Below are 13939 nucleotides of genomic sequence, written 5' to 3'. Positions count from 1 at the left end.
CCGACACCATGTACAAACTGGAAATCCAGGACCTGCACAAGCGCTACGGCAGTCACGAGGTGCTCAAGGGCGTCTCGCTGGCGGCGAAGGCGGGCGACGTGATCAGCATCATCGGCTCCTCCGGCTCGGGCAAGAGTACCTTCCTGCGCTGCATCAACCTGCTGGAGCAGCCCCACGCCGGCAAGATCCTGCTCAACGGCGAAGAGCTCAAGCTGGTGCCGAACAAGGACGGCGCGCTCAAGGCCGCCGATGCCAAGCAACTGCAGCGCATGCGCTCGCGCCTGTCGATGGTGTTCCAGCACTTCAACCTGTGGTCGCACATGAGCGCCCTGGAAAACGTCATCGAAGCGCCGGTCCATGTGCTGGGCGTCTCGAAGAAAGAAGCGCTGGAAAAGGCCGAGCACTACCTGGCAAAAGTCGGCGTGGCGCACCGCAAGGACGCCTATCCCGCGCACATGTCCGGCGGCGAGCAGCAGCGCGTGGCCATCGCCCGTGCCCTGGCGGTCGAGCCGGAAGTCATGCTGTTCGACGAGCCGACCTCGGCGCTCGACCCCGAGCTGGTCGGCGAAGTCCTGCGGGTCATGCAGGACCTGGCCCAGGAAGGCCGCACCATGGTGGTGGTGACCCACGAGATGGGCTTCGCCCGCGAGGTCTCCAATCAGTTGGTGTTCCTGCACAAGGGCGTGGTGGAAGAGGCGGGCTGTCCGAAGGAAGTCCTGGCCAATCCGCAATCCGAACGCCTCAAGCAGTTCCTTTCCGGCAGCTTGAAGTAAGCTGTTCGATACAGTCGCCTGGTGACCTGACCGCATGACCGCACAACGCATCGGATTCCTCCTCTGGCCGCACACGCGGGCGCTGACCCTCGGTCTGGCCGAGGAGGCCCTGCGGGTCGCCCGCCGGCTGCACCCCGAGGCGCTCTACGAACCGGTGTTCATGAGTGCCGAAGCGGTGGCCGAGGCCGACGGCTGGCGCCTGCCGGGGCAGGCCTGGAACGGCGTGCTGGAGCAATGCCAGCGCATCTTCCTGGTCGCCGACGAGATTCCGCAGACGGTCGCCGCGCCGCTGGCCGCTGCGCTCAAGCAGCTGTCGCGCAACGGTGTGAGCATCGGCGCGCTGTCCGCCGGCATCTATCCGCTGGCACAGCTGGGCCTGCTCGACGGCTACCGCGCTGCCGTGCACTGGCGCTGGCACGACGACTTCACCGAGCGTTACCCCAAGGTCATCGCCACCAACCACCTGTTCGAATGGGACCGTGATCGCCTCAGCGCCTGCGGCGGCATGGCGGTGCTCGACCTGCTGCTGGCCGTACTGTCCCGCGACCATGGTGCGGAGCTGGCCGGCGCGGTCTCCGAAGAGCTGGTGGTGGAGCGCATCCGCGAAGGCTCCGAACGCCAGCGCATCCCGCTGAAGAACCGCCTCGGTTCCAGCCATCCGAAGCTCACCCAGGCGGTGCTGCTGATGGAGGCGAACATCGAGGAGCCGCTGACCACCGACGAGATCGCCCAGCACGTGTGCGTCTCGCGCCGCCAGCTGGAACGCATCTTCAAGCAGTACCTGACCCGCGTGCCCAGCCAGTACTACCTGGAACTGCGCCTGAACCGCGCGCGGCAGATGCTCATGCAGACCAGCAAGTCGATCATCCAGATCGGCCTGTCCTGCGGCTTCTCCAGCGGTCCGCACTTCTCCAGCGCCTACCGCAACTTCTTCGGCGTGACCCCGCGCGAAGACCGCAACCAGCGCCGCGGCCAGAGCGCTGCCGAAGCCGCACCGGCTGCCACCGAGCGCGGCTGACCGCTCTTGCGTAGGATGGCTTGGAGCGAAGCGATACCCATCGATTGGGTGGGCTTGGCCGGCATCCTCTCCGTGCGTTGAGCTGATGTAGGGCGATTTACCTGGAGCGGGTTGTTCGCCGCCGGGCCCGCGGCGGATAACGCTGGCGCGTTATGCGCCCTACGACTGAGCGCAGCGGATTCCCTGCTCTTCGTAGGAGCGAGCCTGCTCGCGAATGATGTTCCCGGAAATGCCGGTGTAAAGCGGTTCGCGAGCAAGCTCGCTCCTGCAGAACTCCCTCCTTCCTCTTATTCCTGACCGTTCGTTCGCGCAGCGAACAAATTCCACGGCCGCGTGTACCCGCAGCAGGCCGCAGGCCGTACACTGCGCCTTCCCGACGCTTTCTGTCGCATTTCCGTAAGCCTCGGCAATTCACGGGTTGGCGCTATAACAAGTTGTCGCATGGCGGCAATGACGGCCCGCAGTTCGTCCCTACAATCCATCCATCGATAGCCGCCTCAACCAGGCAGGAGAACACCGATGTCCGCTCCGCAAGCTCAGGTCCAACGCTCCGATTTCGACCAGGTCATGGTTCCCAACTATTCGCCGGCGGCCTTCATTCCGGTGCGTGGCGAGGGTTCCCGAGTCTGGGATCAGAGCGGCCGAGAGCTGGTGGACTTCGCCGGCGGTATCGCGGTCAGTTCCCTGGGCCACACCCATCCGGCGCTGATGCAGGCGCTGACCGAGCAGGCCGGGAAGATCTGGCACGTCTCCAACGTCTTCACCAACGAGCCGGCCCTGCGCCTGGCGAAGAAGCTGATCGACGCCACCTTCGCCGAGCGCGTGTTCTTCGCCAACTCCGGCGCCGAGGCCAACGAGGCCGCGCTCAAACTGGCGCGCCGCTATGCCCATGACGTCCATGGCCCGGAGAAGTTCGAGATCATCTCGATGGTCAACAGCTTCCACGGTCGCACCCTGTTCACCGTCAACGTCGGTGGCCAGGCCAAGTATTCCGATGGTTTCGGCCCGAAGGTCGAAGGCATCACCCACATCCCGTTCAACGATCTGGAAGCCCTGAAGGCGGCCATCTCCGACAAGACCTGCGCCGTGATCATCGAGCCGGTGCAGGGCGAGAGCGGCGTGCTGCCGGCCGACAAGGCCTACCTGGAAGGCGTGCGCAAGCTGTGCGACGAGAACAACGCGCTGCTGATCTTCGATGAAGTGCAGAGCGGCTTCGGTCGTATCGGCTACCTCTACGCCCACCAGTACTACGGCGTGAATCCGGACATCCTGTCCAGCGCCAAGGGCCTGGGCGGCGGCTTCCCGATCGGCGCCATGCTGACCACCGCGAAGATCGCCGAACACCTGGTCGTCGGCACCCACGGCACCACCTACGGCGGCAACCCGCTGGCGTGCGCCGTCGCCGGTGCGGCCTGCGACGTGATCAACACTCCGCAAGTGCTCGAAGGCGTGAAGGCCAAGCACGAGCGCTTCAAGGTTCGCCTGGAGAAGATCGCCACCGAGTACGGCATCTTCACCCAGGTCCGCGGCATGGGCATGCTGATCGGCGCGGTGCTCAACGATGCCTTCAAGGGCAAGGCCAAGGACGTGCTCAACGCCGCCGAGAAGGAAGGCGTGATGGTCCTGCAGGCCGGCCCGGACGTGGTGCGCTTCGCGCCCAGCCTGGTGATCCCGGACGCGGACATCGACGAAGGCCTGGATCGCCTCGAGCGCGCCATCGCCAAGCTGACCCGCGGCTGAGCCCCCGGCTACGCTGAACCGGCGGGGCCTGCGCCTCGCCGCTCAGCCGGCCGGGTCATCCCGGTCGGTTCTTCGAATGCCCTGACGAGCGCGGCACGGGTCGTGTCGCGCCCATCAATCACGAATCAAGATTTTTGTCTGGTTAGAGGAGTGACGCCATGCTGGTGATGCGCCCCGCCCAAGTGGCCGACCTGCAGCAGGTGCAGCGTCTCGCCGCGGACAGCCCGGTCGGCGTCACGTCGCTGCCGGACGACGCGGAACGCCTGCGCGAGAAGATCCTTGCCTCGGAGGCCTCGTTCGCCGCCGAAGTGAGCTTCAACGGTGAAGAGAGCTATTTCTTCGTGCTCGAGGACAGCGAGACCGGTCGCCTGGTCGGCTGCTCCGCCATCGTCGCCTCGGCCGGTTTCTCCGAGCCGTTCTACAGCTTCCGCAACGAGACCTTCGTGCACGCTTCCCGCGAGCTGAAGATCCACAACAAGATCCACGTCCTCTCGCTGTGCCACGACCTGACCGGCAACAGCCTGCTGACCAGCTTCTACGTCGAACGCGAGCTGGTGAACACGCCCATCGCCGAGCTCAACTCCCGTGGTCGCCTGCTGTTCATGGCCAGCCATCCGGAGCGCTTCGCCGATGCGGTGGTGGTGGAGATCGTCGGCTACAGCGACGAGCAGGGCCAGTCGCCGTTCTGGAACGCCATCGGGCGCAACTTCTTCGACCTCGACTACACCGAGGCCGAGAAGCTCTCGGGGCTGAAGAGCCGCACCTTCCTCGCCGAACTGATGCCGCACTACCCGATCTACGTGCCGCTGCTGCCGGACGAGGCGCAGGAGGCGATGGGACAGGTGCATCCGCGTGCGCAGATCACCTTCGACATCCTGATGCGCGACGGCTTCGAGTCGGAGAACTACGTGGACATCTTCGACGGTGGCCCGGCGCTGCATGCGCGCACCTCGAACATCCGCTCCATCGCCCAGAGCCGCCAGGTGCCGGTGCGCATCGGTGCGTCGGGGCATGGCAGCCGCAGCTACCTGGTCACCAACGGCCAGTTGCAGGATTTCCGCGCCATCGTTGCCGAACTCGACTGGGTACCGGGCAAGCCCGTCACCCTGAACCAGGAAACCGCCGATGCCCTGGGCATCGGCGAGGGCGCCAGCGTGCGCCTGGTCGCGATCTGAGGGGAGAGAGCATGATCGTCCGTCCCGTAACCAGCGCCGACCTGCCGGCTCTCTTTGACCTGGCGCGCAGCACCGGCACCGGCCTGACCACGCTGCCGGCCAACGAGCAGCGCCTGCAGCACCGCGTGAGCTGGGCCGAGAAGGCCTTCCGTGGCGAAGCCGAACGCGCCGACGCCGACTACCTGTTCGTGCTGGAGAACGACGAAGGCAAGGTGGTGGGCATCTCCGCCGTCGCCGGCGCCGTCGGCCTGCGCGAGCCTTGGTACAACTACCGCGTCGGCCTCACCGTCAGCGCGTCCCAGGAGCTGGGTATCCATCGCGAGATCCCCACGCTGTTCCTGGCCAACGACCTCACCGGGCAGTCCGAGCTGTGCTCGCTGTTCCTGCATGCCGACCACCGCGCCGGCCTGAACGGTCGCCTGCTGTCCAAGGCACGCTTCCTGTTCATCGCCGAATTCCGCGAGCTGTTCGGCGACAAGGTGATCGCCGAGATGCGCGGCATGTCCGACACCGCCGGGCGCTCGCCGTTCTGGGAAAGCCTGGGCCGGCACTTCTTCAAGATGGAGTTCAGCCAGGCCGATTACCTGACCGGCGTGGGCAACAAGGCCTTCATCGCCGAGCTGATGCCCAAGTTCCCGCTCTACACCTGCTTCCTCTCCGAGGACGCGCGCGAGGTGATCGGCCGCGTCCACGCCGACACCGAGCCGGCGCTGGCCATGCTCAAGGCCGAGGGTTTCAGCTACCAGGGCTATGTCGACATCTTCGACGCCGGCCCGGCCATCGAGGCGCCGACCGAGAAGATCCGCGCCATCGCCGACAGCCAGAGCCTGGTGCTGGCTATCGGCACGCCGGGCGACGATGCCGAGCCCTTCCTGATCCACAACCGCAAGCGCGAGGACTGCCGCATCACCGCGGCGCCGGCGCGCCTGGCCGCCGGTTCGCTGGTGGTCGATGCGCAGACCGCCAAGCGCCTGCGCCTGTCCGCCGGGGCTTCGGTCCGCGCGGTGCCCCTCTCCGGAAAACGCAACTGACGCCGTCCGGCGTCAGGGGAGCCTGATGATGAATACCCACTACATTGCCGGCCAGTGGCTGGCGGGCGAAGGCGAGCCGCTGCAATCGCTCTGCCCGGTGAGCCAGGCTGTGGTCTGGTCCGGCAACGCTGCTTCGGACCAGCAGGTCGCCGCCGCCGTCGCTGCCGCGCGCAAGGCCTTCCCGGCCTGGGCCCGTCGTCCGCTGGCAGAGCGCATCGCCGTGCTGGAAGCCTTCGCCGCCGCCCTCAAGGGCCGCTCCGAGGAACTGGCCCGCGCCATCGGCGAGGAAACCGGCAAGCCGCTGTGGGAAGCCGCCACCGAAGTGACCAGCATGGTCAACAAGGTCGCCATCTCGGTCCAGGCCTTCCGCGAGCGCACCGGCGAGAAGAGCGGCCCGCTGGCCGACGCCACCGCTGTGCTGCGCCACAAGCCCCATGGCGTGGTCGCTGTGTTCGGCCCGTACAACTTCCCCGGCCACCTGCCCAACGGCCACATCGTGCCGGCCCTGCTGGCAGGCAACGCCGTGGTGTTCAAGCCCAGCGAGCTGACCCCCAAGGTCGCCGAACTGACCCTGCAGGCGTGGATCGAGGCGGGCATCCCTGCCGGCGTGATCAACCTGGTACAGGGCGCCCGCGACACCGGCGTGGCGCTGGCTGGCAACGATGACATCGACGGCTTGTTCTTCACCGGCTCCAGCCGCACCGGCAACCTGCTGCACAGCCAGTTCGGCGGTCGCCCGCAGAAAATCCTGGCGCTGGAGATGGGCGGCAACAACCCGCTGATCGTCGATGAAGTGAAGGACGTCGATGCCGCCGTCTACACCATCATCCAGTCCGCCTTCATTTCCGCCGGCCAGCGCTGCACCTGTGCCCGCCGTCTGCTGGTGCCGCAGGGCGCCTGGGGCGATGCGCTGCTGGAGCGCCTGGTGGCCGTGGCTGCGACCATCAAGGTCGGTGCCTTCGATGAGCAACCGGCACCCTTCATGGGCTCGGTGATCTCCCTCGCCGCTGCGCAGCATCTGATCAAGGCCCAGGAACAACTGCTGGCCAAGGGCGCCAGGCCGCTGCTGGCGATGACCCAGCCGCTGGCCAACGCCGCGCTGCTGACCCCTGGTATCCTCGATGTGAGCGCCGTCAGCGAACGCCCGGACGAAGAGTTCTTCGGCCCGCTGCTGCAGGTGATCCGCTATGCCGACTTCGACGCCGCCGTGCGCGAAGCCAACGCCACCCAGTACGGCCTGGCTGCCGGCCTGCTGTCGGACTCCCGCGAGCGCTTCGAGGACTTCCTCATCGAAAGCCGCGCCGGCATCGTCAACTGGAACAAGCAACTGACCGGCGCCGCCAGCAGCGCACCGTTCGGCGGTATCGGCGCCTCCGGCAACCATCGCCCGAGCGCCTACTACGCGGCCGATTACTGCGCCTACCCGGTGGCCTCGCTGGAAAGCGACAGCCTGAGCCTGCCTGCAACCCTGACTCCGGGAGTGAGCCTGTGATGGCTGCCTATGAGATGAACTTCGACGGCCTGGTCGGGCCGACGCACAACTACGGCGGTCTGTCGTACGGCAACGTTGCCTCGCAGAGCAACAGCCAGGTAGCGTCCAACCCGCGCGAAGCGGCCAAGCAGGGCCTGTCGAAGATGAAGGCGCTGATGGAGATGGGCTTCAAGCAGGGCGTGTTCGCCCCGCAGGAACGCCCGGCCGTGGCCTCGCTGCGCGCCCTGGGCTTCTCCGGCACGGACGCCGAAGTGATCGCCAAGGCGGCAAAAGACGCGATGCCGCTGCTCGCCGCCGTCAGCTCGGCTTCCTGCATGTGGACGGCCAACGCCGCCACCGTCAGCCCCGGCGCCGACACTGCCGATGGCCGCGTGCACTTCACCGCCGCCAACCTGAACTGCAAGTTCCACCGCTCCATCGAGCATCCGCAGACCAGCCGCATCCTCGCGGCGATGTTCAACGACGAGCAACACTTCGCCCACCATGCCGCGCTGCCGGCGGTCGCCCAGTTCGGCGACGAGGGCGCGGCCAACCACACGCGCTTCTGCAAATCTTATGGCGAGGCCGGCGTGGAGTTCTTCGTGTTCGGTCGCAGCGCCTTCGACAGCCGCTTCCCGGCGCCGCAGCGCTACCCGGCGCGGCAGACCCTGGAAGCCTGCCAGGCGGTCGCCCGGCTGCACGGCCTGAGCGACGACGGTGTGGTCTACGCCCAGCAGAATCCGGCGGTGATCGACCAGGGCGTATTCCACAACGATGTCATCGCGGTCGGCAACGGCGAAGTGCTGTTCCACCACGAAGACGCCTTCCTCGACACCGAGCGCGTGCTCGCCGAGCTGCACGACAAGCTGGGCCGTCGCGGCGGTCGCTTCCGTGCCGTGTGCGTGCCGCGCGACCAGGTCAGCGTGGAGGACGCGGTGAAGTCCTACCTGTTCAACAGCCAGTTGCTTACCCGCGCCGACGGCAACATGCTGCTGATCGTCCCGGAGGAGTGCCGCAAGAACGAGCGTGTGTGGAACTACCTGTCGCGCCTGACCGCCGAGGATGGCCCGATCCGCGAGGTGAAGGTGTTCGACCTCAAGCAGAGCATGCAGAACGGCGGCGGCCCGGCCTGTCTGCGCCTGCGCGTGGCGCTCAGCGATGCCGAGCTGGCAGCGGTGAATCCGGGCGTGATCATGACCCCGACCCTGCACGACACCCTGGTCACCTGGGTCGACAAGCACTACCGCGATCGCCTGGCCGAAACCGACCTGGCCGACCCGCAGTTGCTCGTCGAGTGCCGGACGGCGTTGGATGAATTGAGCCAGATCCTTAAACTGGGCTCGGTTTATCCCTTCCAGCAGATTTGAGTGACTGACATGACCGAAAGCCTTCCGCTGATTCTCGAAGACAACCAGGGCGAGCGCCGCGAGACCCACACCGCGCGCCTGGCCATCCGCCTGGAAGGGCGCGAGCTGTGGCTGGAGTCCGACGGCAAGGGCGGCCTGACGATCTACGCCGACTCCCATGAGGACGACGCCGAGATCCCGCTGCTGGTGGTCCGCCCGCAGGCGGTGAACCAGTTGGGCCTGAGCCTGGAGCTGGAAGCCGCCGAAGTCCACGAACATGGTCCAGACTGTGGATGTGACCATCACCACTGATCGCGGAGTCCACGGCCCGTGCGGGCCGTGGGTCTGATGGAGGCGTCCGCATGCTAGCTTTGGGCAAACTGCTCGAACTGACCCTCGCCGGCCGTGAGCCGACGGAAAAGATCCAGCTCACCGCCGACGGCACCCGTCTGCACTGGCTGGCCGAAGGCGCCCTCGAAATCACTCCGCCGGTAGCCCGCGACAATGGCCGCGACCTGCTGCTCTCGGCCGGCATCCACGGCAACGAGACCGCCCCCATCGAGCTGCTCGATCGCCTGGTGCATCGCGTCGCGCGTGGCGAGCTGAAGCCGGCGACGCGGGTGCTGTTCCTGCTCGGCAACCCCGAGGCCATGCGCCGCGGTGAGCGCTATCTGGAACACGACATCAACCGTCTGTTCTGCGGCCGCCACGAGGAGGGCAGCGGCAACGAGGCCCTGCGTGCAGCGGAGCTGGAGCGCCTGGCTGCGGCCTTCTTCGCCCGTGAAGGTCGTCCGCGCCTGCATTACGACCTGCACACCGCCATCCGCGGCTCGAAGATCGAGCAGTTCGCGCTCTATCCCTGGGCCAGCGGCCGCGAGCATTCCCGCGAGGAACTGGCGCGCCTGCGCAGCGCCGGCATCGACGCCGTGCTGCTGCAGAGCAAGCCGGGCATCACCTTCAGTGCCTACACTTACAGCCACCTGGGCGCCGAGGCCTTCACCCTGGAACTGGGCAAGGCCCGGCCGTTCGGGCAGAACCAGGCGGTGAACCTGGATCGCCTGGAAGCCATGCTCGAAGGTGTGATCAGCGGCCAGGAAGCCGATGGCGCGCAACTGGACGGTCTGCAGCTGTTTGCCGTCTCCCGCGAAGTGATCAAGCACAGCGACCACTTCCGCCTGCACCTGGACGATGCGGTGGACAACTTCACCGAGCTGGATCACGGCTTCCTGCTCGCCGAGGACATCGGCGGCACCCGCTGGATCGTCGAAGAGCAGGGCGCACGGATCATCTTCCCCAACCCTCGGGTGAAGAACGGCCTGCGCGCCGGCATCCTGGTCGTGCCCACCGAGCTTTGATTCGTCACTGTTTCCGGCTAGCTTCGCGATCTCCCTTCACGCCGGACAGCCCCCTCTCCCTTCAGGGAGAGGGCTGGGGAGAGGGGGCGGAGCCTACTTCGGCGTATGGTTTGACACTGATCCCCCTCCCTAACCCTCCCCCTGAAGGGAGAGGGGACCGTTGGGCAGAACGAAGTATTTGGCGAATCGCCGGAAACATCATTGGCCGGCGCCTTGTCGCACTGCCTCCGAGCCCTTAGCATCGGCCCTTTCCGCTTGATGCCCGAGGAGCTCCGCCATGTCCATCATCGACCTTCGCAGCGACACCGTGACCCTGCCCTCCGCCGGTATGCGCGAGGCGATGGCGCGGGCCGAGCTGGGCGATGACGTCTACGGCGAAGACCCGACGGTGAATCGCCTGGAAGCGACCCTGGCCGAGCGCCTGGGCTTTGCCGCCGCGCTGTTCGTGCCCACTGGCACCATGAGCAACCTGCTCGGCCTGATGGCCCATTGCGGCCGGGGCGACGAGTACATCGTCGGCCAGCAGGCGCACACCTATAAATATGAAGGCGGCGGCGCCGCGGTGCTGGGCTCGATCCAGCCACAGCCCATCGAGGGGGAAGCCGATGGTTCGCTGGACCTGGCCAAGGTCGAGGCGGCGATCAAGCAGGACGATTTCCACTTCGCCCGTACCCGCCTGCTGGCGCTGGAAAACACCATGCAGGGCAAGGTCCTGCCGCAGGCGTATCTGGCTGCCGCACGGGAAATGACGCGCCGCCGTGGCCTGGCACTGCACCTGGACGGCGCGCGCCTGTACAACGCGGCGGTCAAGCTGGGCGTGGACGCCCGCGAGATCACCCGCCATTTCGATTCGGTCTCGGTGTGCCTGTCCAAGGGACTCGGTGCGCCGGTGGGGTCGGTGCTCTGCGGCGATGCCGAACTGATCGGCCGCGCGCGCCGGCTGCGCAAGATGGTCGGCGGCGGCATGCGCCAGGCTGGCGGCCTGGCAGCGGCGGCCCTCTATGCGCTGGACCATCAGGTCGAGCGTCTGGCCGAAGACCACGCCAACGCCGAAACCCTCGGTCGCGGTCTGGCGGAGCTGGGCTATGCCATCGAGCCGGTGCAGACCAACATGGTCTACGTCGGCATCGGCGAGCAGGCCGCTGCCCTCGGCGAACACCTGACCGAGCGCGGCATCCGCGTCAGCGCCGCGGCGCGCCTGCGGCTGGTTACCCACCTGGATGTGAAAAGCGCTGATATCCCGCGTATCGTCGAAGCTTTCGCCGCCTTTCGTCGTTCCTGACAGCAATTAATGCGCGATAGGCGTTAACTATCGCGCAAAGACACTACAACCTTGATGCGGGGCCGATATAATGCGGCCCTTTGCCGGCGATTCGTGGCCGCATTTTTCCGTGGAAGAACCTATGAAAAGCGCTGAAATCCGTGAAGCCTTCCTCCGCTTCTTCGAAGAGAAGGGGCACACCCGCGTAGCGTCCAGTTCGCTGATCCCGGCGAACGACCCGACCCTGCTGTTCACCAACGCAGGCATGAACCAGTTCAAGGACTGCTTCCTGGGCCTGGAAAAGCGCGCCTACACCCGCGCCACCACCAGCCAGAAGTGCGTGCGTGCCGGCGGCAAGCACAACGACCTGGAAAACGTCGGCTACACCGCGCGCCACCACACCTTCTTCGAAATGCTGGGCAACTTCAGCTTCGGCGACTATTTCAAGCGCGACGCCATCACCTACGCCTGGGAATTCCTCACCTCGGACAAGTGGCTGAACCTGCCCAAGGAAAAGCTCTGGGTCACCGTCTACGCCAGCGATGACGAGGCCTACGACATCTGGACCAAGGAAGTCGGTATCCCCGCCGAGCGCATGGTCCGCATCGGCGACAACAAGGGCGCTCCCTACGCGTCGGACAACTTCTGGGCGATGGGCGACACCGGTCCGTGCGGCCCGTGCACCGAGATCTTCTTCGACCACGGCGCCGACATCTGGGGCGGCCCGCCCGGCTCGCCGGAAGAAGACGGTGACCGCTACATCGAGATCTGGAACAACGTCTTCATGCAGTTCAACCGCACCGCGGACGGCGTCATGCACCCGTTGCCGGCGCCGAGCGTGGACACCGGCATGGGCCTGGAGCGCATCAGCGCCGTGCTGCAGCACGTCCACTCGAACTACGAGATCGACCTGTTCCAGAGCCTGCTGAAGGCTTCGGCCAAGGCCATCGGCTGCGCCAACGACGACGCACCGTCTCTGAAAGTAGTGGCCGACCACATCCGTTCCTGCGGCTTCCTGATCGCCGACGGCGTACTGCCGTCCAACGAAGGCCGCGGCTACGTGCTGCGCCGCATCATCCGTCGCGCCTGCCGCCACGGTAACAAGCTGGGCGCCAAGGGCACCTTCTTCCACAAGATCGTTGCCGCCCTGGTCGGCGAGATGGGCGAGGCCTTCGTCGAGCTCAAGCAGCAGCAGGCGCACATCGAGCGCGTGCTGAAGACCGAGGAAGAACAGTTCGCCAAGACCCTGGAGCAGGGCCTGAAGATCCTCGAGCAGGACCTCTCCGAGCTCAAGGGCAGCGTCATCCCCGGCAACGTGGTGTTCAAGCTGTACGACACCTACGGCTTCCCGGTGGACCTGACCAACGACATCGCCCGCGAGCGCAGCCTGACCCTCGACGAGGAAGGCTTCGAGCGCGAGATGGAGGCCCAGCGTGAGCGCGCCCGCTCCGCCAGCGCCTTCGGCATGGACTACAACAGCCTGGTGAAAGTGGATGGCGACACCCGCTTCCTCGGCTACCAGGGCGTTTCCGGCGCCGGCCAGATCATCGCCCTGTTCAAGGACGGCAAGGCCGTCGAGCAACTGGGCGAAGGCGAGGAGGGCGTGGTCGTTCTCGACCAGACACCGTTCTACGCCGAATCCGGCGGCCAGATTGGTGACAGCGGTTACCTTGAAGCTGCCGGCGTGCGCTTCGACGTGCGCGACACCACCAAGGCTGGCGGCGCTCACCTGCACCACGGCGTAGTGGCCCAGGGCAGCCTGAGCGTCGGCGCTGCGGTGCAGGCTGAAGTCGACGCTTCTGTGCGTCAGGCCACCGCGCTGAACCACTCGGCGACTCACCTGCTGCACGCCGCGCTGCGCCAGGTGCTGGGCGATCACGTCCAGCAAAAGGGCTCGCTGGTCGACAGCCAGCGCCTGCGCTTCGACTTCAGCCACTTCGAGGCGATCAAGCCCGAGCAGCTGAAGCAGCTGGAAGACATCGTCAACACCGAGATCCGCAGGAACTCCGAGGTCGAGACCGAAGAGACCGACATCGAATCCGCCAAGAACAAGGGCGCCATGGCGCTGTTCGGCGAGAAGTACGGTGATCAGGTGCGCGTGCTGAGCATGGGCGGCAAGTTCTCCGTCGAGCTGTGCGGCGGTACCCACGTATCGCGTACCGGCGACATCGGCCTGTTCAAGATCACCAGCGAAGGCGGTGTGGCTTCCGGCGTGCGCCGTATCGAAGCAGTCACCGGCGGAGCTGCGCTGGCCTACCTCAACGGTGCCGAAGAGCAGCTCAAGGAAGCGGCCGGCCTGGTCAAGGGCAGCCGTGACAACCTGCTGGACAAGCTCTCCGGCCTGATCGAGCGCAACCGTCAGCTGGAAAAGGAGCTGGAACAGCTCAAGGCCAAAGCCGCCAGCGCTGCCGGCGACGACCTGGCGGGTTCCGCCGTGGAAGTCGGTGGGGTGAAGGTGCTGTCCTCGCGTCTCGACGGCCTGGACGGCAAGGCGCTGCTGGCGCTGGTCGACCAGCTGAAGAACAAGCTGGGCAGCGGCGTGATCCTGCTGGGCGGCGTGTTCGAGGAGAAGGTCGTGCTGGTTGCCGGCGTGACCCAGGACCTGACCGCCAAGCACAAGGCTGGCGATCTGATGAAGCAGGCCGCTGCGGCCGTGGGCGGGAAGGGCGGTGGTCGCCCGGACATGGCCCAGGGCGGTGGCGTGGATGCCGGCAAGCTGGACGAAGCTCTGGCACTGGCAGTCAAGTTTGTCGAACAGGGCCTCTAAAG

Annotated in this window: 11 protein-coding genes; all 11 read left to right on the top strand. The window is 66.4% G+C overall.

The window, feature by feature from the left end; genetic code table 11:
- The first annotated feature begins 8 nt into the window (after window positions 1-8).
- The 11 genes from aotP to alaS all read left to right on the top strand — a co-directional run bounded on the left by aotP (window position 9) and on the right by alaS (window position 13937).
- Window positions 9-773, top strand: coding sequence for an arginine/ornithine transport ATP-binding protein AotP (aotP, locus tag HNP46_RS21665; RefSeq protein WP_184593042.1), 765 nt, complete (start codon window positions 9-11; stop codon window positions 771-773).
- A gap of 34 nt (window positions 774-807) precedes the next feature.
- A complete protein-coding gene (gene argR, locus HNP46_RS21660) occupies window positions 808-1791 on the top strand; it encodes a transcriptional regulator ArgR (RefSeq protein ID WP_184593040.1) in 984 nt (327 codons plus the stop codon).
- 519 nt (window positions 1792-2310) lie between these two features.
- Window positions 2311-3531 (top strand): aspartate aminotransferase family protein, encoded by a 1221-nt coding sequence (locus HNP46_RS21655; protein WP_184593039.1) that lies wholly within the window; start codon window positions 2311-2313, stop codon window positions 3529-3531.
- Between the two features lie 158 nt (window positions 3532-3689).
- Window positions 3690-4706: an arginine/ornithine succinyltransferase subunit alpha gene (gene aruF / locus HNP46_RS21650; RefSeq protein ID WP_184593037.1), complete on the top strand. Its 1017-nt coding sequence runs from the start codon at window positions 3690-3692 to the stop codon at window positions 4704-4706.
- Between the two features lie 11 nt (window positions 4707-4717).
- Window positions 4718-5737: an arginine N-succinyltransferase gene (astA, locus tag HNP46_RS21645; RefSeq protein WP_184593035.1), complete on the top strand. Its 1020-nt coding sequence runs from the start codon at window positions 4718-4720 to the stop codon at window positions 5735-5737.
- A gap of 25 nt (window positions 5738-5762) precedes the next feature.
- Window positions 5763-7229 (top strand): succinylglutamate-semialdehyde dehydrogenase, encoded by a 1467-nt coding sequence (gene astD, locus HNP46_RS21640; protein WP_184593033.1) that lies wholly within the window; start codon window positions 5763-5765, stop codon window positions 7227-7229.
- Window positions 7229-8575, top strand: a complete 1347-nt coding sequence (astB, locus tag HNP46_RS21635; RefSeq protein ID WP_184593031.1) for an N-succinylarginine dihydrolase — start codon at window positions 7229-7231, stop codon at window positions 8573-8575. Before astD ends, astB begins: the two co-directional genes overlap by 1 nt.
- A 9-nt stretch (window positions 8576-8584) precedes the next feature.
- Window positions 8585-8866, top strand: a complete 282-nt coding sequence (locus HNP46_RS21630; protein ID WP_184593028.1) for a GTPase — start codon at window positions 8585-8587, stop codon at window positions 8864-8866.
- 50 nt (window positions 8867-8916) lie between these two features.
- Complete coding sequence (gene astE, locus HNP46_RS21625) at window positions 8917-9909, top strand: succinylglutamate desuccinylase (RefSeq protein WP_184593026.1); 993 nt, start codon at window positions 8917-8919, stop codon at window positions 9907-9909.
- 277 nt (window positions 9910-10186) lie between these two features.
- A complete protein-coding gene (gene ltaE / locus HNP46_RS21620) occupies window positions 10187-11191 on the top strand; it encodes a low-specificity L-threonine aldolase (protein ID WP_184593023.1) in 1005 nt (334 codons plus the stop codon).
- 121 nt (window positions 11192-11312) lie between these two features.
- Window positions 11313-13937: an alanine--tRNA ligase gene (gene alaS, locus HNP46_RS21615; RefSeq protein ID WP_184593021.1), complete on the top strand. Its 2625-nt coding sequence runs from the start codon at window positions 11313-11315 to the stop codon at window positions 13935-13937.
- Window positions 13938-13939 lie beyond the last annotated feature (2 nt).

Source organism: Pseudomonas nitroreducens (assembly GCF_014204515.1).
GTDB lineage: Bacteria > Pseudomonadota > Gammaproteobacteria > Pseudomonadales > Pseudomonadaceae > Pseudomonas > Pseudomonas nitritireducens_A.
The sequence above is the reverse complement of the archived record's forward strand: the minus strand, read 5'-3'. Positions and strand labels throughout refer to the sequence as shown.